The 23,819-nt window shown below is 41.9% G+C and carries 23 protein-coding genes and 1 pseudogene; 14 read left to right on the top strand and 10 right to left on the bottom strand.

All coding sequences use genetic code 11. From position 1 onward, the window contains the following. The first annotated feature begins 44 nt into the window (after positions 1–44). Together thyX and RM368_RS04360 are read left to right on the top strand one after the other, a co-directional pair. Positions 45–767: an FAD-dependent thymidylate synthase gene (gene thyX / locus RM368_RS04365; RefSeq protein ID WP_322692914.1), complete on the top strand. Its 723-nt coding sequence runs from the start codon at positions 45–47 to the stop codon at positions 765–767. 101 nt (positions 768–868) lie between these two features. Next, a pseudogene (locus RM368_RS04360) lies at positions 869–1,752 on the top strand (Rpn family recombination-promoting nuclease/putative transposase). A 104-nt stretch (positions 1,753–1,856) separates the two neighbouring features. Here the strand turns inward: RM368_RS04360 and dcd are convergent. Both dcd and RM368_RS04350 read right to left on the bottom strand, forming a co-directional pair. Beyond that, positions 1,857–2,426 (bottom strand): dCTP deaminase, encoded by a 570-nt coding sequence (gene dcd / locus RM368_RS04355; RefSeq protein ID WP_322693026.1) that lies wholly within the window; start codon positions 2,424–2,426, stop codon positions 1,857–1,859. An 86-nt stretch (positions 2,427–2,512) separates the two neighbouring features. Then, positions 2,513–3,049, bottom strand: a complete 537-nt coding sequence (locus tag RM368_RS04350) for a P-loop NTPase family protein (RefSeq protein WP_322692913.1) — start codon at positions 3,047–3,049, stop codon at positions 2,513–2,515. Between the two features lie 446 nt (positions 3,050–3,495). Here RM368_RS04350 and RM368_RS04345 point away from each other — a divergent pair, with 446 nt between their 5' ends. The 8 genes from RM368_RS04345 to rnhA all read left to right on the top strand — a co-directional run bounded on the left by RM368_RS04345 (position 3,496) and on the right by rnhA (position 9,726). Then, positions 3,496–4,119 carry an adenylate kinase family protein gene (locus RM368_RS04345; protein ID WP_289798524.1) on the top strand — a complete coding sequence of 208 codons (624 nt, stop codon included), beginning with the start codon at positions 3,496–3,498 and terminating at the stop codon, positions 4,117–4,119. A gap of 175 nt (positions 4,120–4,294) precedes the next feature. Then, on the top strand, positions 4,295–5,038 hold the full coding sequence (gene rph, locus RM368_RS04340; RefSeq protein ID WP_322692912.1) for a ribonuclease PH: 744 nt from the start codon (positions 4,295–4,297) through the stop codon (positions 5,036–5,038). 272 nt (positions 5,039–5,310) lie between these two features. Further along, the gene (pgl, locus tag RM368_RS04335) at positions 5,311–6,033 is read left to right on the top strand and encodes a 6-phosphogluconolactonase (RefSeq protein ID WP_322692911.1); all 723 of its coding nucleotides are present in this window, start codon (positions 5,311–5,313) and stop codon (positions 6,031–6,033) included. A gap of 245 nt (positions 6,034–6,278) precedes the next feature. Then, positions 6,279–7,160 carry an FHA domain-containing protein gene (locus RM368_RS04330; protein ID WP_322692910.1) on the top strand — a complete coding sequence of 294 codons (882 nt, stop codon included), beginning with the start codon at positions 6,279–6,281 and terminating at the stop codon, positions 7,158–7,160. A 77-nt stretch (positions 7,161–7,237) separates the two neighbouring features. Continuing rightward, positions 7,238–7,369, top strand: a complete 132-nt coding sequence (locus RM368_RS04325) for a hypothetical protein (RefSeq protein ID WP_322673753.1) — start codon at positions 7,238–7,240, stop codon at positions 7,367–7,369. A gap of 142 nt (positions 7,370–7,511) precedes the next feature. Continuing rightward, entirely contained in the window at positions 7,512–8,255 is a 744-nt protein-coding gene (locus RM368_RS04320) for a M50 family metallopeptidase (RefSeq protein ID WP_322692909.1), read from the top strand. Positions 8,256–8,446: 191 nt separating this feature from the next. Continuing rightward, complete coding sequence (locus tag RM368_RS04315) at positions 8,447–8,701, top strand: hypothetical protein (protein WP_322692908.1); 255 nt, start codon at positions 8,447–8,449, stop codon at positions 8,699–8,701. 116 nt (positions 8,702–8,817) lie between these two features. Further along, entirely contained in the window at positions 8,818–9,726 is a 909-nt protein-coding gene (gene rnhA, locus RM368_RS04310; protein ID WP_322692907.1) for a ribonuclease HI, read from the top strand. A 54-nt stretch (positions 9,727–9,780) separates the two neighbouring features. On the opposite strand, the gene cruG is transcribed toward rnhA, so the two are convergent. Next, positions 9,781–11,013, bottom strand: coding sequence for a 2'-O-glycosyltransferase CruG (gene cruG, locus RM368_RS04305; RefSeq protein ID WP_322692906.1), 1,233 nt, complete (start codon positions 11,011–11,013; stop codon positions 9,781–9,783). Positions 11,014–11,163: 150 nt separating this feature from the next. Continuing rightward, positions 11,164–12,072: a gamma-carotene 1'-hydroxylase CruF gene (gene cruF / locus RM368_RS04300; RefSeq protein ID WP_322692905.1), complete on the bottom strand. Its 909-nt coding sequence runs from the start codon at positions 12,070–12,072 to the stop codon at positions 11,164–11,166. A 385-nt stretch (positions 12,073–12,457) separates the two neighbouring features. Between cruF and RM368_RS04295 the strand changes: the two genes are divergently transcribed. Continuing rightward, on the top strand, positions 12,458–12,904 hold the full coding sequence (locus RM368_RS04295; RefSeq protein ID WP_322692904.1) for a hypothetical protein: 447 nt from the start codon (positions 12,458–12,460) through the stop codon (positions 12,902–12,904). A 149-nt stretch (positions 12,905–13,053) separates the two neighbouring features. On the opposite strand, the gene RM368_RS04290 is transcribed toward RM368_RS04295, so the two are convergent. Then, on the bottom strand, positions 13,054–13,827 hold the full coding sequence (locus RM368_RS04290) for an MlaE family lipid ABC transporter permease subunit (protein ID WP_322692903.1): 774 nt from the start codon (positions 13,825–13,827) through the stop codon (positions 13,054–13,056). 584 nt (positions 13,828–14,411) lie between these two features. On the opposite strand from RM368_RS04290, the gene RM368_RS04285 reads away from it, so the two are divergent. Then, positions 14,412–14,708, top strand: a complete 297-nt coding sequence (locus tag RM368_RS04285; RefSeq protein WP_322692902.1) for a hypothetical protein — start codon at positions 14,412–14,414, stop codon at positions 14,706–14,708. 159 nt (positions 14,709–14,867) lie between these two features. Here RM368_RS04285 and RM368_RS04280 read toward each other — a convergent pair whose 3' ends face one another. From RM368_RS04280 to RM368_RS04260, 5 genes are all read right to left on the bottom strand, one after another. Beyond that, positions 14,868–16,370, bottom strand: coding sequence for an HlyD family efflux transporter periplasmic adaptor subunit (locus RM368_RS04280; RefSeq protein ID WP_322692901.1), 1,503 nt, complete (start codon positions 16,368–16,370; stop codon positions 14,868–14,870). Positions 16,371–16,395: 25 nt separating this feature from the next. Further along, positions 16,396–18,615, bottom strand: coding sequence for a peptidase domain-containing ABC transporter (locus RM368_RS04275; protein WP_322692900.1), 2,220 nt, complete (start codon positions 18,613–18,615; stop codon positions 16,396–16,398). A gap of 398 nt (positions 18,616–19,013) precedes the next feature. Further along, entirely contained in the window at positions 19,014–19,376 is a 363-nt protein-coding gene (locus RM368_RS04270; protein WP_322692899.1) for a hypothetical protein, read from the bottom strand. A 152-nt stretch (positions 19,377–19,528) separates the two neighbouring features. Further along, positions 19,529–20,083, bottom strand: a complete 555-nt coding sequence (locus tag RM368_RS04265) for a hypothetical protein (protein ID WP_322692898.1) — start codon at positions 20,081–20,083, stop codon at positions 19,529–19,531. 180 nt (positions 20,084–20,263) lie between these two features. Continuing rightward, positions 20,264–20,611, bottom strand: a complete 348-nt coding sequence (locus tag RM368_RS04260; RefSeq protein ID WP_322692897.1) for a hypothetical protein — start codon at positions 20,609–20,611, stop codon at positions 20,264–20,266. Between the two features lie 333 nt (positions 20,612–20,944). Between RM368_RS04260 and RM368_RS04255 the strand changes: the two genes are divergently transcribed. After that, positions 20,945–22,129, top strand: coding sequence for a sigma-70 family RNA polymerase sigma factor (locus RM368_RS04255; protein WP_322692896.1), 1,185 nt, complete (start codon positions 20,945–20,947; stop codon positions 22,127–22,129). Between the two features lie 171 nt (positions 22,130–22,300). Beyond that, positions 22,301–23,452 carry a DUF1822 family protein gene (locus RM368_RS04250; protein WP_322692895.1) on the top strand — a complete coding sequence of 384 codons (1,152 nt, stop codon included), beginning with the start codon at positions 22,301–22,303 and terminating at the stop codon, positions 23,450–23,452. Positions 23,453–23,819: the final 367 nt, after the last annotated feature.

The raw sequence follows: 23,819 nt of genomic DNA, 5'->3' as shown, positions 1-23,819 counted from the left end.
TCTGTCTAAGCAATCCCAGTCACCAATCCATTCCCCAACAGCTAATGCATCGATTTCGAGTAGAGGTTATTGCCAAAACACCAAACCCGCAGCAAGTGATTTATGCCGCGATGCACCAGGACTATACCGATGGGTTCGTGTTTGATGAGCGCGACTCCTGGCCCTCGGAATCACAAAGCGGCGAAGTAATTGTTAAGCGGCTTTTAGCAGGAGAGAGGGGACACTATGGGCCTTTAGAGCATCCCCAGATTGTTTTTAATTGTGGCTACTTTCCCCACAGTGTGATGCAGCAGGCGCGGACTCATCGGGTAGGAGTATCATTTGATGTACAATCTTTTAGGTACACAGGCAACCAATTTATTGACGTGGTAGAAGGTAAGAAAGACATAGAAGATGTTTTTTATCTACGTCCCGTTGGTTATTACACTGATAGACAAGGTAAAAAGTATTACTATTCACCAGAGCAACGAACAGCAGATTTGGAGTGGTGTCTAGAAGCCGCTAAACGATATAAAGCTGATTTTGAGGCGGGAATGTCTGAAGAACACGCTAGAGGCAAAGTACCTTTTGATTATCGCCAGCATTTTGTAGTTAGTTTCAATCTCAGGTCTTTCTTGCATTTTTGTGACCTGAGAAATAAGAAAGATGCTCAACTGGAAATTCAAAAGTTGTGTGAAATGATGTGGCCTCATTTTGAAGATTGGGCACCTGCGATCGCACAATGGTATGAAAAACAGCGTCTAGGTAAAGCCAGGTTAGCACCTTAGATAATGGCTGAAAGTTGACACAATTTGCGGTAGGATAATGCGAAGCGATGATCCTCGGATTTACTGGGTTTGATTTAGGGCGATCGCATCTATATTTTTTGATGAACAAAGCTGTCGATGTTAGCACTAAAAAATTAATCAGCCTTGCACCAAATAATTGGGCAAAATGGGTGACAGGAATTTCCGACATTGTTACAGGCGAAATCTTAAATACAGAATTCCAATGGATTAGCCGGCAAAGCGATGTTGTAATTCAGGCTGAAAGTCCCCAATACGGTAAATTTCTCATTCTCAATGAGTTACAATTGCGCTACACATCAGAAATGCCGCGTCGGATGCGTGCTTATGCTGCTTTTGCGGAAGAGAAATATAAACTACAAACCTACCCTGTACTGATTAACATTCTCAAAATCAGCAACAGCGAAATACCTACAAGCTTTGCATCCAATTTTATCGGGTTAAGGGCTACCGCGTAATCAACCTTTGGGAGGTTGATGTAAATATTGCTTTTGAGACACCGTTACCGTCGCTGCTTCCCTTTGTACCAATTCTCAAAGGCGGAGAAAACGAGTCTACAATTAGGGAAGCATTGCGAATGCTGCGTGCTGATGAGCAATTAAATCAACTTGAGACAGTTCTAGCATTTTTTGCAACCTTTGTATTAGAAAGTACTTTAGTTCAGGAAATCATGAGGTGGGATATGACAGTCTTAAGAGAGTCACCTTGGTATCAAGAAATTTTACGTGAGGGACTAGCACGAGGACAAGCAGAAGGAGAAGCAAGAGGAGAAGCAAGAGGAGAAGCAAGAGGAGAAGTACGTGGAATAATCTCTAGCATCGAAACAAGTTTAGAGGCGAAATTTGGCAGCGATGGTTTGGAGTTGATGTCGCAAATTTCGCAAATTTCTAACTTAGAGCAATTGAAAGAGATTTTACGCAAGATTGTTGTAGCAAATACAATTCAAGAGTTAAGGAATGTTTTGTAGGATAAAGCAAGCGATCGCACTTTTATTTTTGGGTATGATTTAGAGCGATCGCACAATGGTAAGCAAAGCAGGATCTAAGTAAGGCAAGATTAGTTTCTTGTCACTTAGACTTTAGCTAGAGTTACAATCTCTAGTTGATCTTGATATTTACCCTGTCTTGCTTCATAACTAATAGCGCAGGGTTCGCCTTCTAAAAATAGCAATTGCACCACTCCTTCCCCCGCGTAAATGCGACAGTCTGCGCTGGAAGAATTAGAAAATTCTAAAGTTAAATGACCTCGCCATGCAGCCTCAGCAGGCGTTAGGTTTGCTATTATGCCACAACGTGCATACGTAGATTTTCCAATACAAATTACAGTAATATTTTCAGGAACCTCTAGTTTTTCTAGAGCAACCCCAAGTCCATAGGAATGAGCAGGTAAAATAAAATAACTGCCATTAGCATCGGTATGCAGTGCTGTTGGCTCCAGATTTTGAGGATTAAAGTTTTTGGGATCGACCACAGTTCCGGGAATGTGACGAAAAATGCGGAACTCGGCCGAAGAAAGGCGTATATCGTAGCCATAAGAAGATAAACCGTAGCTAATTACATGTTTAACTGCTACCGATCCATCTTTTTGCACTTTTCGGATTAAACTTGGCTCAAAGGGTGAAATTAAACCCTGTTGAGCCATTTCAGTAATCCAGATATCGTTTTTAATCACAACTTCACAGCTAATTCAAACGGAATTACTAGGATATCCTGAATTGAGTCTTTTGTTTAAGGTCGATAACTCCGACGGATTTCGGTAATTTGATCTGCTACATCGAGGAGGTATTTCGGCATCTCTGGCCCTGTGAGAATAATATCGACGTGGGGAGGGCGTTTTGCCAAAAACGCTAAAACTTCTGTTTCAGAAATTAAACCAAAGTTAATCGCTAAACTTAATTCATCTAACACCACGAGAGAATACTTACTCTCACACACAACTTGTTGTGTATACTGCCACAGCTTTTGTAAGGCTTGATTTTCTGTATCGTCTAAATGTGGTGTATCGATACAACGAGGCAAATCACAGCGAATCCAATCTAAATTTTGTCCTAATTGTATAGGTCGATCTTGTCCTTGGCGGATACCTCCTTTCAGAAACTGTACTATTAATACTGGCGTTCCTTGTCCAGCTATTCTCAGTGATTGAGCCATCACACTCGTGAAAAAGTTACGATGTGAGCTAGTGAAAACTTGCACTAGACCTTCAACTGGATATGGTAGAGTAAGGGTTGAATTGATACTTTGAGTTTCTAGCTGGGCAACCATAAAGTTAAGTTCAAAAAACTACAATAAGTAAAGGGTTATTACTGGCGATGAAACGGATAAATTTGCCTGTATAATCAATCTGTTTTTCACAGGTGTGGTGGATTTGGCAAATTGCATTCTTAGTCAACACTAGGTTTGTATTGAAGTCAAGAGTTCTGCTTAATTTACAGCAGATTTCAGGTAAATGAAGTACATAGACAAAACCCGAAAGCCTGTAGAGACGCATATAACGTTTCTAGATGTAGTTTATAAAACCGCTAACTGCTGTAAGTTTTCGTCTTTTCTCTGTAATGAGTTGTAAAAATGAAAACATAAAATTTCTAGTTCCAATTATTTAAAAAAGCTAGGCACAACGCCTAAAAATCGCTAAATATTAAATTTGTCGGTTGTTTGGGCAAAACAGACTTAGCTAGTAGGGAATTTGACAGGATGAGGAGTAAATCGTTGTGAGATTGGTGATTCTGGGAGGTTCAGGATCGGGAAAAAGCACTCAAGCACAAAGGCTTTGCAGATACTTTGATATTCCTCTGATTTCCACAGGTGAGATTTTACGAGAAGCAATATCTGGCAATCAGCCCCTACCGGAATTTCGATGGTTGGAAGCCGATCCCCGGACTTCTCTTTCGGTTTACGCTAGCTTGAGTGAACTTGGCTACCACGCACGGCCCTACATGCAAAAAGGGGAGTTAGTTCCAGACGAAACGATCGTTGAATTGATCCGAATACGCCTCAGACAACCAGATATTAATTGCGATTGGGTGTTAGAAGGCTATCCCCGTACTGCCTTCCAAGCTGAAGAATTAGATTTTTTGTTGGATGATTTAGGGCAAAAGCTAGATTGGGCAATTTATCTCCAAGTCCCGGAAGCAGTTATGGTTAGTCGATCCTTGGGGCGATCGCTACCAGATGACCAACCAGAAATCGTCCAGCGCCGTGTAGAATTATTCTACGATCGCACCATTCCCATCCTAGAATATTACGACCGTCGTCGCTGTTTATTGACTATCAACGGCGACCAATCACCAGAGATGGTGCAGCAAAATATTTTGACTCTGCTTTCAGTTCCTTAGAAGAGGAAGGGGAGAAATCAATTCAAAATTCAAAATTCAAAATTCAAACATTTTAGAACTTCTGCTTCCTGCCTCCTCTTTCCCAATGCCCTGTTTGGCCAATGCCCTGTTTGACCAATGCCTAATAACACTAAGGTAATCTTAAGGCAGTATTGTAAAACTTGAGGCAATTCCAATGGCTTGGCAGCGTCCTGATGGTCGGATTCCCTACGAACTACGTCCGATTAGCTTTCACCCCAGTTTCACCCGCTTTGCCCCCGGTTCTGTTCTCGCAAGATGCGGTGATACTCAGGTACTTTGTACTGTTAGCTTTAATAAGGGAGTTCCGAAGTTTCTCGAAGGAACTGGTAAAGGCTGGTTAACTGCTGAGTACCGAATGCTACCATCTGCTACCCAAAAACGCCAAGAAAGGGAATTATTGAAATTATCTGGACGGACGCAAGAAATTCAACGTCTAATTGGACGTAGCTTACGCGCCGCAGTGGATTTTGAGGCACTGGGAGAACGCACGCTGACTGTAGATGCTGATGTGTTGCAAGCAGATGCCGGAACTCGAACAACAGCCATTACAGGCTCGTTTGTGGCGTTGGCTCATGCAATTTCCAAATTGTTGCAAGAAGGTGTGTTGGAGCGATCGCCTTTGTGTGGACAGGTAGCAGCAGTTTCCGTAGGATTACTGGAGAAAGAGCCATTTTTGGATCTAAATTATATCGAAGATGTGGCTGCAACAGTAGATTTTAACGTGGTGATGAATCAACATCTGGGAATCATTGAAGTCCAAGGAACAGCCGAAGAAGGCAGCTTTAGCCGCACTCAGTTGGATCAACTGCTAGATGTCGCCCAAAAAGGAATTCAGGAATTGTTGATTGCCCAACGTGAAGCGATTCCTGACTGGGAAAAGTTGTTTGCGATCGATTAGTTCTATTAATTTTTAATAAGAATTAATAAATGTATGCTTTGTGGCGTGAATCAACAAAGTATCAAGTAACTGGATGTAAATAAAAATAATCATTAGAGTGGTTAGTAGTTGGTACGACTCACTACTGACAACTTACGGTAAAAGGTGATAAGGAGGGTCTATATTTTCCAGCTTACTTAATCCACGATGTTAAATGTTTCAAAAGTTAAAAAGGGGGATTGTAATAAGTTCGGTATTGTATTGCCAGAAGCCAGCAATATGATGATGAAGCCATGAACAAAACTGTTGAAGTTCTACCGGATCAGCCGGCGCTGGTTGCACGAGCGCTAGAATTAATTCTGTCCAAGTTAGAAACTGCCATTGAGCAGCGGGGGCAGTTTACTATCGCCTTATCTGGCGGCAGTACACCTAAACCGTTATACGAAGCGATCGCTACTCAAAAACTGCCTTGGGATAAAATTCATATATTCTGGGGAGATGAGCGTTATGTACCACCAGATCGCCCCGATAGCAATGAACTGATGGCGCGTCGTGCGTGGCTAGATCGTGTTGACATCCCAGCGGCTAACATTCACCCCGTACCAACTTTAGAAGCCAATCCAGAACTGGCTGCTGCCAAATATGAACAACATCTCAAAGAATTTTTCCATTCTTCTGGGGTCGAGTTTCCCCCCTTGGATGTAGTATTACTAGGAATGGGTGATGATGCACATACTGCATCTTTGTTTCCCCACACAGAGGCTCTGAAAGTACGCGATCGCCTTGTGACTGTGGGTAATAAAGACGGAAACCCCAGGATAAGTTTCACCTACCCCTTCATCAACTCTGCTCGTAGCGTGATTTTTCTGGTTGCTGGTGCTAATAAACGACCAGCTTTAGCGCAAGTTTTTGCACCTGTAGCCGATGACTTTACTTACCCATCCCGTTTAATTCAGCCCCAAGGAGAACTTTGGTGGCTGCTGGATGGAGCAGCAGGTTTGGAACTTCAACACTAAACTTGGGAATTGGGCATTGGGAAAGAGGAGGCAGGAGGCAGAAGTTGTACAATGTTTGAATTTTGAATTTTGAATTTTGAATTTTGAATTGATTTCTCCCCTGCCCCTCTGCTCCCCTTCCCCGTGTAAGAGTGTCCAATTTATTGTTCCATTAGCAGTAATTGCTAGAATCTAAAGCTAGGGCCGCCCTCTGCTTGCCAGTCCTAACTATATTTATGATGATCTTGAACAAAGGCTAAATATCGATGATCGTCTGCCCTAATTGCAATCATCCCAACCCTGACGGCGCTGTCCAATGTGAAGCTTGTTATACACCATTACCTGCGACTACTAATTGTCCCAGTTGTGGGGCAACTGTGCAGGCAGATGCTGCATTCTGTGGTCAGTGTGGCTATAACCTTCACTCCGCAGGTGTTCCACACGTTCATCCCGCAGTAGCTACAACAGTTACTCCCGATATTCCCGTGGAAGTGCCAGCGTTAGTTACACCCGATCCACTGTTAGAACTTTTACAACCAGATGCTTTGGGAATGGGTAAATCTACTAACTCCCATCCTCCGGAATCATCTTTACCACCAACAGAGATGGCAGTTCCCCCAGAACCTGTGCCACAGATACCTGTTGCAGAAAGCAGTCCTCCAGAACCGGTGTCAACCGTTGTCGCTCAACCCGTAGTCTTTGGACAAAGTAGTATTCCGACTCCACCACCTGTGGAGCCAGCACCAGCCTCCCAAGCCGAAGCAAAAGAGCCAGCAGCACCAGCACCAACTGCAACTGCTGCCAGAACGCAATTGCAGCAGGTTACAGCGCGGTTAATCCACGTTCAAAGCGATCGCTTAATTGAATTGCCGCAAAATTTCTCTGTGATTCATATCGGCAAGCCTAATGACCGGATTCCTCCAGATATAGATGTTTCAGGATTTCCTAATTCCGAAATTGTCTCGCGGATTCATGCAGATATTCGCGTCGAGGGAGATGCCCATTATGTAGAGGATGTAGGAAGTTCTAATGGCACTTACATTAATAATTTGCCACTTTTACCAGGGAACCGTCATCGCTTGCGACCAGGCGATCGCATCAGCTTGGGTAAAGGAGACTTAATGACATTCCTGTTTCAACTTGCTTAACTGATTATCACTCAATTGTGACATCGGTCTAAGTATTTTATGCCCATCCTCCGGCATCCATTTTGGAGGATAAACACTTGAACCGTATCATACAAGCGACGGATGGCTATGTTGTTCTTGATAGCGCCATAGTTTACAGCCGTCGCTTTGAAGTGCGAATTGTTGCATTCCTCAGCAACCCTAATACCTCAATAATTACACTAGGATAGATGAAAATATACTCTCAATATTAAATTGAAGGAATAATCTATAATCTAAAATCCAAAATTGAATGCCCCACGAATTAATCGGGGGATAATCTTAATTCCAAAATCTAAAATCTAAAATCTAAAATCTAAAATTGAGTAACCTATGAGGAAATCAAACAAAAATTTTGAACCCTTGCTGACTAAAGAAGCCCCGTTAGTTGTTGAGCGTATGGGGCTAACCTGGCTAGTTGGAGCAGCGATCGCAACTGCTTTGTTGTGGCAAGTACCAGGAGGAGATTATATCTTATACCCATTTACAATTCTGGCAACTTGGTTTCATGAAATGGGTCACGGTTTAATGGCACTGCTATTAGGGGGACAATTTCAGAAGTTGCAGATTTTTAGCAATGGTTCTGGTGTCGCAACTTACGGCATCCGGTCGTCATTGGGGCCAATTATCCCAGCAATAATTGCCGCAGCCGGGCCAATGGGGCCGCCTCTTGCCGGTGCAGCTTTAATTCTGGCTTCCCGCAGTTTTAGAGCAGCTACCCTCTGTTTGAAAATTTTAGGAAGTTTTTTGCTGTTGTCCACATTAATTTGGGTGCGTTCCTGGTTTGGATTAGTAGCAATTCCTTTACTGGGTTTAATAATCTTAGGTATTGCCCTAAGAGCACCTCGCTGGGCGCAAGGGTTTGTGATTCAATTTCTGGGCGTACAAGCTTGTGTAAGTACGTACCATCAACTTGATTATCTATTTAGTAGTTCTGCTGGGCCTCTTGGAATTTCTGATACAGCGCAAATGCAGCGATATTTGCTTTTACCTTACTGGTTTTGGGGCGGGTTAATGGCGATCGCATCTCTGGTGATTTTGATCCAAAGTCTCCGCGTTGCTTATCGTTCAGAGTAATGGGTAAAAAGCACCATCAAAAGGCAATTGAATCTTTAGCTAAAAGAATTACTGAACGAACATCAAGAAAAGATTAGACTGGAATCAGAAAAGAGTTTTGCTGACGAAGGTCTAATTAAGCATTGGGAAAAAGAGATTCGTGCTTTTGACAAGGCAATCCAACAAGCGCGTAAAAGATTGGGACAATAAATATGCAGATTAGCGATCGCCCTCTTGCAATAACCAATTCAACCCTTAGTACCTTGATTGCTGAATTAGGTATAGAATGCCTGAAAGTACAAGCCTTAATTAACCAGCTACAGTTAACTAGTTTGACTGCGAACCAACAAGCTGAAATTCTAGCAGAACTCCTAGCTGCTGCGGTTCATCTGTATAATCATTGTGACGAAGATTTTCAGACGCTAATTACTGAAGAAATGGAAAATTTGCCTGATGATGAGGATTAAAGAAGAATTCCGAAGTCAGGAGTCAGAATTAAGAGTTTTTATCAGTATAATAGCCTGGATATTGTTAAAAAACTCGCCGCTAATAACTCTTGCCTTCGCGGTTTGATACTCTAAACATGTCCACCCAACCCATAATTCAAAGCATATACACCGATGGTGCTTGCACCGGTAATCCTGGCCCTGGCGGTTGGGGTGTTGTCGTCTACTTCAGCGACGGCTCAATCCACGAAATGGGCGATGCATCCCCTCATACCACTAATAATAAAATGGAGATGCAAGCTGCGATCGCCGCCCTTCAATTTCTGCAAACATCTCAACAAGCTCAACCCATCACGCTTCATACCGATAGCGAATACCTGATTAACTGTGTTACCAAGTGGGTGAAAGGCTGGAAAAACAAAGGCTGGAAAAAGTCAGATGGTAAACCCGTCCAAAACCAAGACCTTTTAGAAACCTTAGATGAACTCAATACCCAACAAGTAAAATGGCAATACGTTCGGGGACATTCTGGTAACATAGGTAACGAACGTTGTGATGCGATCGCTCGCACTTATGCCAGTGGTAAAATTCCTTCACTACAACAATTATCTTTTACAGATTTTCATAAATCTTTACCTTCCCAAAATCAACTAAATGTAGCAAAAGTAGCTGATTATGAAAAAAACTCTCGAATAACTAACCAAAATCCCCAACAAATCAGTACTTTTGCACCAGAAATAACCTTTATGGAACCATCAACTGGGCCAACTGCGGCCGTGACCGATGAAAAACCGCTAGAAATGAGGGTTTCGCAACTCCGCAGCTTGGTCGAAACTCTGCGTATAGCTGACGAAATTTCTGAAAAAGGCTACTTAATCACCAGTTCTGAGTTAGCAGACTTGATGGATGTCCACGCCAGTGCCGTCACCAGTCGTGGAGATCAATGGCGCTGGCGAAATTGGATAGTGTCACGGGTACGCCGTGAAGGAAATCAAATTCTTTGGGAATTGGAACGCGGGGATCAAGTAGGAGGTGAAGAGGAGTAGGAAGTGAGGAGTGAGGAGTTAGGAGTGAGGAGTTAAAAATTCATAACTCATAACTCATAACTCAGCACTATACTTGCGTCCTCGCCACTCGCGCGGGGTGCCGAATGCAGATAAAAAGATTCGTAGCACAGCTAAGGGATCGGCTAAAGGGGAAAGCCAAAATAACCAGCTACCTTTAGCGTTTGTGCGATCGTAAGAAGGTGCGATCGCTATTAGCATCGCAAAGCGAATCACTAATAGGAATAAATTCAGTCCCAGCAGCAGGAGTGCGGGAGTGGGTAGAGACGCGATTAATCGCGTCTGTAGCAAGTAGGAGAGTGGGGGAGAAATCAACAAAAAAGTCAGGACAATTAAAAAGGGTAGACCTTGAACAGATGCGAGTAGCCATAAATCTCCCCACAACTGAGAGCGAGAAGTTGCATCTTTAAGATCGAGACTCCGCCCCCATTCTTTCCACGTCTCCATCGCCCCTTCATACATCCTTACCTTTAATACCTTTGCGCCATCTAAAAAGCCCACCTTATAACCTTGGATAGCGATATTGCGTGCCAACGTGACATCATCACAAAAAGAATTACTCGCGCTGCTATAACCACCTACAGCAGCTAAAACGGAGCGACGACACAAAAAACACTGCCCATTTGCCATTACCCGTTCTGGTTGCTCTGTATTGATCCCCGCTGGATCGAATCGGTAAAGCAAAGTCATCAACAAAGCCGGTTGTAGCCAGCATTCCCCAGGATATTTGAGGATGAATTGGGGTGAAAGAGAAACCAAATCGTAGCCCTGTGCTTCGGCCGTCTTTAACAACCCAGCAACTAAACCAGGATGCGGTTGGATATCAGCATCCAGCCCCAAGAACCACTGACTAGCCTCTGAACTATATAGAAAACCGTTATGCAATGCCCAAGGACGCCCCACCCAACCAGAGGGTAAGGGATCATCTGTCATCAGGCGAAAGCGGGGATCTTTCTGCTGTGAGGCTTTAACTAAATCGGGGGTGCCATCACTGGATTTACTGTCTACAACCATAATTTCCCGAACTTCATAGCTTTGCTGACTTAAACCAGCCAACAGAGGGCTAATGCGAAGCGCCTCGTTCAGTGTGGGAACGACGACGCTAACCTTACCCAAAAGCTCAGGTGTCGGTTGTTGGGGTTCTATTGGAGGATGGCGTCTTGGCCCTTTTAATAGGCGCGAAAACAGAATCGCCGTTGCTGGTACTTGGATAAGTAGCAATAAAAGAGAGATAGCGTTTTCTACTATCAAAGCGTTGTCATTAGTCATTAGTCATTAGTCATTGGCTATGGGGCATTGGGCATTGGGCATGGGATTGGATATAGGAGCAGAGGGGAAAGACTTAGTGCAACTTCACCTCTGCTCCTCTGCTCCTCTGCTCCCTCTGCCTCCCCACTCCCGACTCCCTAATTACTAAACTTATTTCAAGGCAACTTCAACCTTTGCTACTGATACTTCTTTGGTTACTGGTTCAACAGTAACTTGAGCCGATGTGGTTGAACTCCTTGACCACAGCACCATAGCCGGAATTACACCTAGCAATAAGCCAAGTAACACAGGGATAAAGAATCCAGCGGCCAAACCGAGTCCAGCGGCGAATGCAAAGTTAGTTAAATAAACGACTAAAGGCAAATTTAGTTGCGATCGCTCTAATTGAATCGAGGTATTTCTCCACAATAATCCTGTCACACTCATAAACAGAGCGCTAGTACCAAACCAACCTACATAGTTCTGGTAAGGTGTTCCAAAGAAATCTCCTGGTTGTTTCCAATACCAGAAGGGCAGAGAAGTTTGACTCATAGCAGGTTCAAGGGCAAAGTCCCAGCAAGTGAAGAGCAAAGCACCAACGGCGATCGCAGCAATATGGCGACCCCAACTGGGTTTTTGAGCCACTTTCAAACCAGTTCTCGCAATTAAGTAAGACGACAGCCCAACATAAAACCAAGATAAAGGAATTGTGAAAGGAACTAGCCCTCCAATTTTATAACCCAAGCCACTCAAGTAGCTATAATCGCCAAATGGAAACCCTGTACTAGTTCCCAGTAGTTCGCTCCCCAAAGAGATAAACATAGCTGGTAGCATAAATGCTAACCAAGCTCCGAATCCCAAAGTCCGGTAGGCATAAATAGAGACAGCTACTGTCCCTAAGATGATATCAACTACACCGCCGCCAGCCATACTTAACTGTACGGCAGTTTCTCCTACCTGCGATAAGTTGAAAATTATTTCGGCATTAGGTACTACCAGTAGCATCCCTACCAGTCCAAAGGCTTTTGACGCGATATGACCAATGAGGCATACGCGTTCAGCAATAATAAATTGTTTCATGATAATTCCTTAACAAGATGTGACACGCGGTGACTCGGCTGCTAACAGTTTACAAATCTTTAACTACTTTGTACCGCAATTCTCGACAAACTTGTTTGGCTTTCTGGTAAATAGCATAAAAGTCTATTGATTGAAGCTATAAAAATATGATGCTAAACTTTCTAGTTTAAGTCATAAATTCAAAATCTACATAATTTTATCTGTAAGAACTTCTGGTTTGCGATCTCACTAATACCCGTATCGTAAACAACTCCTTTGATACTGGGATATGCTTAAGGAAGGACAACGATCGTAAACTAAGCAAATCCTCAAGCAAAATAAAGTCTTGAGTTAGTAAACTTATTTATGCGATAAGACCTTAACCCTGTACTAGAAATATAAACCCATGTCAATTTTGAAAAGAGTTCCTTGGGTGTCCCTAGCACTAGTACTGCTGAGTTACAGTACTTTGGGCTGGGTAATATCAGAAACACGTGCTCCTATATTTGTGTGGGTGGCAACTGTAATTGCTATCTTGCTTTTAATCATAACGTTGACCGCTCCTTGGCCAAAGATGACATATTACTACAATATTTTTCTGCAATCAAATACCAGGGCTTTTGCTGTTGCCGTTTTAGCAGCTTTCTTATTCTTTATTATGATTGCCTGGTTTCGGATATTTCTTGATACTTTACTCATTATTTCAGCGACTATATTAGTCAGGATAGACTTTCAAAGAGCGGGTCTTAGAAAAGGGTTAGCTTTTTTGACTGCCTCTATCTTTTCATTGGGAGGTTTAGCTTTGGGTGCGCTAATCTACAAGTTTATATATTCCCATATTCTGTTAACGTGATGAACTATACCCGAAAAAGTAAGCCATACTTGGGTTGGGTTGCGCCAATCCTTTAGAAGCAGCATTATTTACCTACCTACAATTTCCTGTGTAGCTCAAATTCCCAATTTCTGAAAAAGTCGGGAATTTTGTTCAATACTTACTTGGGTTCAAAATGCAGGCTGTTCAAACAGCAGTAGAGATAGGAAAAAATCCATAATAAAAATGGATACCCAACTAGTAACAACTGCTTTTGTTGCTGATTCTCCTACTTCCTTTGCTCCCCCTTTAGTAGTTAAACCCCAACTACAGCCAATGACAGCAACCAGCACTCCAAAAATAAACCCTTTTAGCAAAATAATAAACAAATCTGACGGTTCTAAAAAATTTCTGACTGATTCTAAAAATGTTTCGGGAATAATTTGGTAGAACTTTGATGCGGCAAAAACTCCGCCAATGATGCCTGTAACTAAAGCCAAAATCGTCATCAAAGGCACCATCAAACAACAAGCAATTACTCTAGGAAGTACTAGATAATCAATTGGATCGGTTTTGAGCATATAAAGTGCATCAATTTGTTCGGTGACTCGCATTGCACCTATTTCCGCTGCAAAAGCAGAACCTACTTGTCCCGCCATAATACTAGCTGTCAAAATTGGAGCTAATTCTCTACAAAAAGCTAAGGCAAAAGCACCTCCCACTGCATCAACAGCGCCAAATCGTACTAATTCTCTCGCTGTTTGAATAGTAAAAATCATTCCGGCAAAACCGCTGACAAGGAGAACTGGAGAGATAGAACCTGGCCCAGCGGTAACAAGATGTTGCAAAATCTTGCGATAGTAGGTTTTCCCTTGGAGTAAATGTAGCCACACTTGACCAAAGAGCAGTATTGCTGCAAAACAGCGTGTAATCCCAGATTGCTCAAATTTTGTTTTTGGTTGCAATTTTATCGTCCTTACGACTGACTTTTTTTGCACATTTGTTGTTATGTCAATTTTCCAAAATTAGACTACAGATACAAATGGTGGGAACCCAGCCAGATGTAATCTGACTTTCTCAATTGAATAGACGCACTAAGTGCGGTTTACCACAGGATATTACAAATTGGTATTAGGGTATGGTACATGAACAAACGCACTACTACTGCAAGGCGGAATTCAAAATTTAAAACTTGTACTGAGCTTGTCGAAGTATTCACGCATTCAAACAGGTATACAGTATAACTGCTTCATTTATTTGGAATGTGTGGTTTATGTCAGCCGTGTTGTACTAGATGTTGATCCTCAAAGTAAAAAAGGCGTTTGGGTATGGTTCAATTGAGCTTAGTAAACTTTAACGGAAAATAGCACATAAAGCATTGTGAGCTTTTTTGCTGTTGCTCTCATGCTTTGTGTGCTATGGAGTTGCGATCTCTGGTCTGTCAAACTTAGGAAAAGTAATTGAATCAACTCAAAAGGTCGAAAAATTTAATAATATTTCCAAATAATGTTAAAAAATTTTTATGAGCAGGATTAAATACATAATATTTATGTTGCTATTAATACTACCTTTCTCTGTGGTATATCCGGCTTTTGCATCTGTATGCCGTAATTACTCTGTCTACGACGGTCTACGCCACCAGATTTGCATTCTCAGTATCAGCCGAAGTGCCAAAAATTATTGGGAATACAAAGCAATTGTTAGCGTAGATGGCATAAAAAGACCTACAGAGGTTTACAATTGTCGCGAACGAGTCAAGGTTCAACAAACTGGGACTGTTTTGCCTTTTGAGCAAAAAGATCCTGGTGAGATGATATGCAGCTTTTTTAATTCTTCTCGACGGTAAACACGCGCCAGATAATGAAGACGGTAAAACCTAAATAGATGAATACTGTTAGCCATTCTTGCCAGCTACCAAATGCATTGTTCATTAGCAAAAGCCGGAAAATTAATATTTATCAATCCTACACGCTGATGCTACCAGTAGGTTGCTGGATTTTAAAAGTTATAAATCACTAATCAACCTCGCCTTACGGAGAAAGAATTGCAGCACAGTTTCTTCACGGGAAATAATATCAACCCTACCCTCCATACCCAATTGAATATGACACTGGTTTTTCCCTTGACCTAAAACCAGAGTTTCCGGTTCAATAGTGACTTCATAAAAAGCACCAGGCGCAGTAGCTTTTGGGCTAGTAGTTCCATTCATCGATGTATTTGTGCCATTCTTTTGAGGAGCGATCGCATCTGGAGAAATCATCTGCACTTGACCATTCAGAGTACCATAATCTGGGTAAGGACAAGCGCTGACCCGCATTTGGACTTTTTGACCAATTTTTAACTTACTTTGATCTTCAGATGCCACGGCAGCTTTCAAAATTTGAGGTGCATCAGTGGGGACAATTTGCAATACTTCCTCGCCAGCACGCACAGTTTGACCTGGGTTTCGCAGATTGAGTTGGGAAATGATACCATCGGCGGTAGCTGCGATCGCAGTTTGAGCTAAATCTATTTGGGCTTGTTTGAGTTCGCTAGTATCATGCTCTAACTGCTTTTCAATTTCAATTCGTTGGTTAACTAGGGTTTGGCGTTCTTTTTCTAATGTTGCTTTGTTGCTTTCCCCTCCGGCTTTTTCTTGAGCGATTCGCTCAGTAGCAACAGTTACAGCTGCATTACTTGGATTTACGGCAACTTGGGCGCGTTGTCTTCTGGCAATGGCAGCAGATACTGCTTGTTGTAACCGTTCAATTGTCTGTTTTTGTGCTTCCACTGCTGCTGCTTGGGCCTTTACCGCTTGCTCTTGCTGTCTGGCAGATAATTGTGCTTCTTCAAATTGATCCTGAGATAGCGCCCCTTGGTTAGCTACAGTCTCATATCGTTTCTGTTTTGACTGAGCTGCACCTAATGCAGCTTCAGTCGCATGGAGATTTGCTTGTGTTGTTTTTAACTGTGCTTCCCCAGCCAGCAATTCTTTCTCAGCAATTTTGACGTTGGCATCAGCTTCTTGGAGTTCGGAAACAGTGGTAAGATTTTTATCTTGATATTCCCGACGGCGACCACTCAATTCCGCTTCGGCGCCAGTAATAATCCGGTTAAGGCGGTCAGTTTCGGCTTGAATCTGGCTATTAAGGGAACTAATCTGGGCATTAATTTGCACTAGTTGTAACTTAGATTGTTGAATACTAGTTTGCAATTGGCTTTTTTTGGTTTGCAGACGGGAGTCATCGATAGTTGCGATCGCATCTCCTTTTTTGATAAGTTGATTTTCTTTGACATAAATGTGCATAACCTGGCCTTCAGTCGCCGCTTGCACAATTCGCAATTCACCCGCCGGACGCACAACCGCCTGTGCTTGGACTGTAACTTTATACTTACAAATTGCCGCAAGTGGCACAGCTAATCCAAGAACGCAGAGAATAAACATACCGCCCCATGTTGTCCAACGAGTAATGGGTGGGAGAAATTCGTTTGTTTGAATTGGGGGGAGAAAATTTGTATTGCTAACCATGATCTCTTACAAATTACGAATTATCTTAATTAACAGTGGCAGTCTTGCCATTATGATGAGCCGGAGAAGATATCAGTGCCAACCTATTATGAGAGAGAAAAATATCATCCAAGAAATCTAAATGTTCGCCAGGTAAAGAGCGCAATTCTTCTGGTGTCCCTTGGATTTTTAAGCGTCCTTGTTCTAAAAATACAATTAAATCTGCTCTCTGTATTACCTTGGGACGGTGACTAATTAAAATAGTCGTTTGATTGTGACGATGAGATAGAAGTCTATCTAGTACTTGTCTTTCGCTTACTGGATCGAGTGCCCCTGTGGATTCATCTAAAATTAAGATTGGTGGCTGAGTAACTATGGCTCTGGCGATGGCTAATCTTTGGCGTTGTCCACCAGAAAGATTTGCCCCAAATTCTCCTAAAACAGTTTGATATTTATCAGGTAATTTGCTAATAAATTCATCTGCACCTGCAATTTGACAAGCTTTGACAATTTCTTCAAAACTAATATGAGGATAGCTAAACTGGAAGTTATCAATAATCGAACGACTCCAAAAGTGGGGTTCTTGGGGAACTAATACCACTTGTTGACGCAAACATTCTAAAGATAAATCTTGCTGATTATAAAAACCATAACGAATATTGCCAGACTCGACTTTATATAAGCCAGTCAGCAATTTTGCCAGGGTACTTTTACCACAGCCAGATTTGCCAATTAAAGCAATAACTTTACCGCCAGGAATAGTTAAGGAAAAATCTTGTAGAAGGTCAACTCTACCTGCGTGATGAAAGTTCAGTTCAGTGCAAGTAATATCTGCATTTCCAGGAATTTCTGCCCAAGGCTTTTTAAAATCATTTTCGGATTCTGGGGTAGCATCAATCACTTCTGTCATCCGTTGCAGGACTATTTGGGCTGTGATAAACTCATCTACTAAGCCGATGGCAGCACCTAAGAAGCCGAGAAAGTTGCCACTCATGCCGTTATATGCCATTAATTGACCGATTGTTAAGTTGTGATTAATGACTAAATAGCTACCCATCCAAAGGATGCCAATACTAATGAAGGTGGAAAGAATGCCAGTAACCGTACTGCTATAGAGTCCCAGTTTCATCATACTCCAGCCCAAATTGGCGAGGCGACCATAATTCCCTTGGTATTCTGACCAAGCTTGAGGAGTGGCTTGGGTAGTTTTTAATACTTGGATACCGCGAAATGTTTCTACTAAAAAGCCTTGGTTTTCTGTACCAGAAACAATTAAATTTCGGGTTTTCTGGCGCATCGCGGGTAAGAAAAGCAGGTTAACACCCGTGACAATAATAAATGCAACTATGGAAGCTAGAGTTAGTTCCCAACTGTAAAAGAGCATCAAACCCAAGGAAATTACCGCAATAAAGAATTGACTGGGTAATCCCAGGACAATTTGGGAAACTAAATTATTAATGGCTTTGACATCGGCAATGCGGCTGACAACTTCCCCACTGCGTCGTCCTTCAAAATATGATAGGGGTAAATGTAAGAGTTTGCGTCCGTATTCTAGAATTAATCCTAATTGCAATCTTTGACCGAAGTGACCGATAAGGTGAGATTGAACTAAACTAATGGCGCTTCTAATTAAGTTCATGGCGATAACGCCAATGGCCACAGTCGTTAGTAGTTGGGTATCACCTCGGACTAAGACATCATCGGTGAGCAGTTGCATCATAAAAGGAGATGCCAAAGAAAGCAATCCAATGGCGATGTTAATGGCGATCGCTTGAGCGAGAATAGAACGATAAGGCCAAACCCGTTGCAGATATCTTCCCAAACCGCCAATTTTATCTGACTCTTGTTGATAAAAACGACTGTCGTCTGGAGTCAGCAGTAACATGACGCCATTATTCCAACCCGCCATTAACTCTTTACGGGTAAGATAACGAATACCAACACCAGGGTCGGCGATGACATATTTTTTGGCTTTTTGTCCGTATAATACAACCCAATGGTAGCCTTTCCAGTGGATAATTGCTGGTAAGGGAGCTTGATCTAATTGGTCTATTAATTGAGGACTGGCTTTAACTTGGCGGGCATTGAATCCTAGTACTTCTGCACCCCGCTTTAATCCCAGCAAGGATGTTCCTCTAGAACCTGTGCCTACGGCTTCTCGGACGCGGTTGAGGGTAAATGTGCGTCCGTAGTGTTTGGCAATGGTTGCAAGACTTGCAGCACCGCAGTCTTCTTCGCTATGTTGTAGAACTATCTGGTATTTCATTTTCAAGACCAATAGCAAGGGAGAAAGAGATATCGGGGCAAAAGCCCCGATAGGCCAGGGATGCAGTTGAAGCTTAGACGAAAAGCTTTAGCTTCAACTGCGCTATTTTGAGAGGACAGGTGAAACATCTCTGCATATCACTCTTTACGACCTCTTTAAGTATTTATGCATTTGTAGCAGAACTATTTTGAAAAATCTGGCAAATCCTTATGCATAAAAAAATCGGGGCACTTGCCCCGACCTTATATTGTATTCAGCTTCTTAGCCCAGATTTTTGAGTAGTGACTCTTTGATACGAACTTATCCCACTAATAATATCTGTGCTGCAAAGCTTAGGCTTATTGAAAACTCAAAACTCAAGGTTTTCAGGCACATTTTACAAAAAGAAGTAGGGATTTTTAGAATAGTGGGATCGGTTCTACGGAATAGAGATCGATATCATATGGATTGTCAGTACTTAAGTCGTTTTGAAACTCATATACTCCATCAGTCAAATTGTATTTTTTTAATTTTATATAGTCAATTCTAACGTCAGCATCAAATTCAATGGTTAATCCATCTCCACTGTACGCAGTCCATATCCGATCGGAGTCAGGTGCTAGCGTGCCTGTTAGTGTACCATCGATAGCGTAGGGGATATCATATACCGTTTTGTTTTTAATTTCAAAAACTCTGTAACCGCCACCAATTGTTTCAGCCGCTTGTTCGTCAAATTCTTCAATCAAACTAAAAGATTCTAGACAGCTTTGATTAATTAACATGGTTTTTCTCTCTTTGTTAATTAGGTGATGCAGAGATAATTAGGTAACTTTTAAGAAGTTGCAGTTCAGACCTTTGATAGCTTAGGTGACGCGCTAAAAAGTCATTGCGCTTGCCATCACCCATATATTAATAATTGTCGTAATTAATCCGGCTAAATAGGATTGAGGATTACGTCATTGCAAGATTGGAACCACTTAGAGCCACCAAAACCTCCAGTAACGTAGTTTCTGCTAAATTCTGGGACACTTCCGTTCCAGCCTGGTGGAACACTCAAATTAAGAATTCCTCCAGAGCGGATTCCACCTCTAGGGACATCAGCCCATTGCCCGATAACCGTATCGCCAATTCTTGTTCCCTTGTATACATTAGTCCAGGTTCTACCATCATCAGCGCTCATTCCCAGCCACCAAATTTCATTGCCAATTTGCCTAACGTAATAGGTGCCTCCGTCATCCGAATGCCAAATTCCATTGAAGTCGCTAGAGGCAATACATAGAGCTTGTGCTGGCTGGTTTAGCACTAACGGCATGGTTACAACTGAAGTCGGAATCACTGACAGGGCTATAAGTGTTGATAATCCCAAACCGAGTTTTTTAACTTTCTCTTTTTTTGGCAAAGGTATTTTTGTTGCATTACTGTTGGGATCTATATTCTTAGATATTACATCACCATTGGCATCGTAAGTATCAGTTATAGTTGAGGTCATAAATTTGTGTTCCTTGATAAATAACTGAGTGAGAAAATCTAGTCGAGTCACTTGACCCGACTAGATTGAGCGTTTTACTTGTTAGCTGAAATTTTTGAGCAGTGACTCTTTGATCTCAACTAAGACAAGACAATATAACCTCGAAAATTCAAATCAATAAATCCACTTGAGATTTGCACATTAGGCTACCCTATAGAGTTCGATATCATAGGGATTGCCAGGAGTATTTAGATTGTCTTGAAACTCATACACTCCTCCATCGGCTAAATTATATTTTTTGTATAGCTCATAGCCATCTCGACCGTCAGAGTCAAATTCAATAATTCCTCCACTGTAAGCAGTCCATATACGATCGGAGCCAGGTTCTGGATACTGTGTTCGTGTACCATCGACAGCGTAGGGGATATTGTATCCCGTTTTGTTTTTAACTTCAAAAACTTCGTAACCACCACTAATTGTTTCAGCAGCTTGTTCGTCAAGTTCTTCAATTAAACCAAAAGATTCTAGGCAGCTTTGATTATTTAACATGGTTTTTCTCTCTTTGTTAATTAGGTCATGCAGAGATAATTAGGTAACTTTTAAGAAGTTGCATATTTGTGGAATGAATTTGCGGCTGTAACTATCGAAATTTTGTTCTGTATTTGACGAACTTATTTAATGATTCCGCTATTCCCCAAAGAAAGCATCTTTTTAAATGAACTTCTCTGCATATCACTCTCTACGATGACTTTTAGTCTTTATGCACTGAGATCGGAAAATTTTTGAAAAATCTGTAAAATCCTTACGCAGTAAGGAATTAGCTTTTGGCTATATTGTTGTATAATTGAAATCGGCTATGTTTCAAACAGCGGCAAGTATTCCATGCAACCCCGACAGGGCATTGTTGAAATCTTTTCTACCTTTGTGCAATTTGATGTAGATCAATTTAGTGGTTGGGCAACAGATGCCAAACTGCGACGCAGTATGAAAGTTTGCCTGGAGTCGTCAACTGAGAAATCAGATAGCTTTTGGGCACTTTACTGGTATAAAGTTTGGCAGACTCAATCTAGTGCTGTGGCACTTGCACATATTTCTGCTTACTTACAAGAGGTTTGCTATTGGACTGCCAAAAAATTCGCCCTCAACTTTCCCACGCAGTCGTCTGTAGCAGACTGTTTTCAGATGGCGATCGCTCATATTAACAAAATCCTCAAAACTTTCAACCCTCAATACAGTTCGCATTTAAAAGCTTACGCACAATTAACTTTTGAATCGATTATCAAAGATGCAGTGCGCTTACAACGGGAAGCAGACATTTGCTCAGACTGGGCATTATTGCACAAACTCAGCCGCAAACGACTAGTGCAGTCATTAGAAAATGCCGGATTTAACAAAGAAAGCATCGAGAGTTATATTTTAGCCTGGGAATGCTTTAAGGAACTGTACACAGGTGACAATACAAAAATTCGTCAACTTGCCAAGCCAGATGCTCAGACTTGGCAGGCTATTAGTCATCTTTATAATGCAGAACGTTTCAGTCGATTGAGTTTACCCACTGCCGCAGTCAATCAGCAAACCATAGAAACCTGGGTATTATCTGCTGCTAAAGCTGCCCGTAATTTCCTTTATCCTAAGTTTGTTTCCGCAGACGCTCCCCTCAAAGAAGATGAAGGTAATTTATTAGATATACTGCCTGTAGATTTGCAAACATCTTTACTAACGGAAATTATTGAGCAGGAAGAAGCTGTGAATATGCGATCGCAGCAAGCTCAGTTAAACCAAGTTTTGCACAAAGCGATCGCTGCACTCGATGCTGAGTCCCAAAAAGTACTACAAGCTTACTACGTTCAACAACTGACTCAACAAGAAATTGCTGCCCAATTAGAAATGAAGCAATATACTGTTTCTCGTCGCCTGAGCAGTATTAAAAAGTCATTGCTCCTGACTCTCACACAATGGAGTCAAAACACCTTGCATATTTCCCCGAAATCAGACGTAGTAGATGCCATGAACACAAGTTTAGAGGAATGGCTGAAAGTCCAATATAGCCATACCCAGATTCAATAGACATCTTGCAAAAGTAACTTTTGCCTTGATGTTGGGGTGCATGTTAAAGGTTACTGAGTAAGGAAAAATTTTATACCTTTACCCTTTACCCTTTACCCTTTTCCCTTTTTCCCACAATGCCTCCCCTCTACCTAAATATGGTCTTTATATAAAGCCATTCTCAAATTATTTATGTTGAACCCACCTGCCCCATTCGCCATTGACTCGCAATATTTATACCTGGAAATTACCCAATCTCCAGAAGTGCAAGAACAACCATACTCAACACCTGGTGCTTGTCAACGCGGGTGGATAAATCAAAAATGCTTGCAAGCATTTTTGCCTTGGTTCAAAGAGGAAATTGCTCCCAGCGCCAAGGTTTATCCTAATAGTGCGGTATTACCGAGTTTTTGGGAAGTAGTCAATGGCACAGCTATCACTTTCGATCGCGATCGCCTGGTATTAATTCCCACCTTGGCGATGGATGACGACGAGTTGCGCGTACCGCAAGAATGGGTAGATATACCAGAGTGGGTTGCTGATTATTACATAGCAGTACAGGTTAATCCTGATGATGGCTGGATAAAGATTTTTGGCTATACAACCCATCAAATTCTGAAAAAAAAAGGGGTTTATGATGCTGGCGATCGCACTTACAGCTTGGAAAGTGAAGATTTAATTCCAGATATTAATGTGCTGTGGGTTACACGCCAACTCAATCGGTTAGAAGCCTTACGTACCGAGATTGCACCTTTAGATCCGATTGCTAAAACCCAGGCAGAAAACCTTTTAGAAAGATTGGGCGATCACAATGTAAAATTCCCACGTTTAGCAGTTCCATTTTCACTCTGGGGTGCGCTCTTGGCACATAGCGGTTGGCGAAAAAAGTTGTATGAACTGCGTCAGGGTTTAGTCATACAGCGATCGATTCCGCAATGGTTGCAGACAGGAGTAGCCAATTTAGCTCAACAATGGGGATGGGAAAAAAGAGAATTCGTTGTGGTACCTGCCGGAATGCGGAGTGCAGAACCAGTTCTCGGTTTGTCTCGGCAAATAATAGTTGCAGAGCAAACATACGAGTTACGCATTTTCCCAAAAAGCGCTTCTGAGGATTATGTTTGGCGTTTTGAATTGCGAAGTACAACTCTCGATGGTCAAATTCCGGCTGGGTTTAAGCTTCGATTACTAACGGAAGATTTACAAGCCTTTGAAAATAATCAAGATACGGCAACAACTGCTGTAGATATGTTGTATTTAGAAGTAATTTTGGAACTAGGAGAAGGATTGGTTTGGGAAATAGAACCCACTCCTGAAGACTATGACCGAGAGATTTTGCGGTTTTAAGTTTGAACCTTCAAAAATCTTCACGTTCAGCCTGTATTACTTGCTCTTACACTGAATTTCACAACACACAAGTCAAATTACCCCCCTCAATCTCCCCTTGTAAAGCAGGGCTGTTTCATTCCCCAAAGAGCTTTAAAAATCAAGGGTTCTAGCAATTAAAAATTGGTTATTTTGTTACCAGCGTGCCGAGAAAATGAACTATTTTACTGTTGTTTAAGTGCTTAAAAGTTCATCTCATCGTCACCCTTACTTACAATTTTTTTGCTAACCATCTTGACAAATCCAGTTTGAAATGGAATGAAACAGCCCTGCCTTTACAAGGCTTGTCATTACCAACATCTTTTAAACTGACTGGGTGATAAAATCA

Source organism: Nostoc sp. DedSLP03, from assembly GCF_034530815.1.
In the GTDB taxonomy this organism is placed as follows: Bacteria; Cyanobacteriota; Cyanobacteriia; order Cyanobacteriales; family Nostocaceae; genus Nostoc.
The sequence above is the reverse complement of the archived record's forward strand: the minus strand, read 5'-3'. Positions and strand labels throughout refer to the sequence as shown.